We start from the raw sequence: 1,934 nt of genomic DNA, 5'->3' as shown, positions 1-1,934 counted from the left end.
GCAGTGGCCGCTGTTGGTGGTGCGGGTTTCGGTGGGGAGGTTGAGGGTGGGGTTTTGGTTGAAGAAGCCGTGGGGTTCGAGCATGAAGCCGATGTTCTGGCGGGGCATGACGGGCCAGTCTTCGAGGCGGACGACGTGGTGCATGCCGAAGGTGTACCAGACCACGAGGTCGGTATCGACGATGTTGCGGTCTTTTTGGGTCCAGATGTGCAGGCCGTCGTTGGCGCCGGTGGCCTGGTTGGGGTACTCGCCGGCGGCGAAGCGTTCGGTCCGGTCGTAGGCGGTGACCCAGAGGTTGTTCCGGGCGAACTGGGCGCGTTTGGAGACGTAGGACTCGTCGCCGGCGGCGAGCTGGATCCCGTTGGTGGGGATCAGCCGGTAGGCGACGGGTTCGTCCACGATGTTTTTGGAGTCGTGGTTGGCGATCTTCCAGAACCGGTGCTTGGCCTCGTTGGTTTTGCGGATGGCTGCCTGTTCGGTTTCCAGGAGCCGGTCCACGGCCTTGAACGCGGTGTGGGTGGGGTTGTGCTCGGGGTATTCCATGTCCACTTCGTAGACGGAGTTGTTCACCCCGTCGAGTTCGAAGTCCATCCGGACGTTGAACATGTGCTGGTGGATGGGGGCGTAGAGGCCGTCGTTGTTCAGCGACTGGCCGTACGGGCTCTTTTCCCCGGGGGTCTGGCCGGCGGTGGAGAGGATGCCGGTGGCCTTGACGAGGAACTCGATGGACCCGTCCAGGAACAGGTGCCAGTAGAAGGCGTATTCGTAGTTCGCGACCGTGGCGATGAAGGAGATCACGAGCTTGCGGCTGCGGCGGGTCTCGGCGGTGCCTTCACGGAAGTCGAAGTGCTTCCACAGGATCGAGTCGTCTTCTTCGTGCATGCAGATCGCGTTCTCGATCGTCCACGGGTTGCCGTGGGAGTCCACGGAGTTCCCGTCGAAGTACTTGATCTCGCCCAGGCAGTCACAGCCCAGGGTCAGGGAGTTGGCCATGTTGCCGATGTTGTACTCACCGGAATCGAACGCGTTCTTCTTCGCCTGGACCGGGGCGGTGTCACCATAGGGGACCACCATTTCCGAGAGCGAGGCACGGTTGATGACCGGGCGGTCCACGCCCTGGTCACGGAACTTGAGCTGGTGCAGGACCAGGCCCTCACGCGGGGTGAACCCGACCCGGAAGGACCAGTCAGCCCAGCGCACATGGTTCCCGGTCACCTCGAACGAGGCGCCCTCGGGCTGGGTGATCTCGATCGGCTTCAGATCCGTGCGGGCCTGACCGACGTACTTGGGCAGGTAATTACCCCTCGCGGCCGGGACCGGGATGGCCTGGTCGTCTTCGAGCTTGACGACCTCACCGGCATTCAGGTCATAGAAGACAATGAAGTTCTCGATCGGGTGCGCGTACGGGCTGTCGTCCGGCTCGTCCCTCACGAACACCAGGGCACGCATCAGGCGCCGGCCCTCGTTGTCCTCACCGAAATACCCCACGGACCAGGGCTCGAAACAGACCAGGTCAAGGTCCGTCAGGCCACGCTTGGCCAACGCGGCGATAACGTTCGGGTCCTTCCGGCACGCCTCCTCACACTCAGCGAACTCGTCCAGCATGAACGGCGGCTGGACATCCTCAGCCAACTGCACCCACTTATCCACCGTGCCGGCCTCAAGATTCACGACCGCCTCGTACGAACGCGCCACCGCACGGTCCACCAGCACCGCGTCCGCCTCACGAACCACCTGCACACCAGCGCGCAGATCCTCCTTGGACGGCTCACGCAACTCAACACTGATAAAACGGAACGACTCCGCCGCAGCCGGACCCGCCTTCAACACCGCCACCGCACGCGAAATCTCCGCCCGCGACAACGGATCCAACGGGTGCGCAACCCCAACAACAGCAGCAGAAGTTTCAATATCGAGAGTCATGCTTATCTCCT

Annotated in this window: 1 protein-coding gene; it reads right to left on the bottom strand. The window is 62.9% G+C overall.

Annotated features, from left to right (window positions below):
* Positions 1 to 1,923: primary-amine oxidase (locus tag ACFRAH_RS24250; RefSeq protein WP_377993442.1), on the bottom strand; the 1,923-nt coding region annotated here is incomplete at its 3' end.
* Positions 1,924 to 1,934: the final 11 nt, after the last annotated feature.

The sequence above is a fragment of the Arthrobacter sp. NPDC056727 genome (assembly GCF_042790555.1).
Taxonomy (GTDB): domain Bacteria; phylum Actinomycetota; class Actinomycetes; order Actinomycetales; family Micrococcaceae; genus Arthrobacter.
This window is presented reverse-complemented; position numbering and strand designations above follow the sequence as displayed.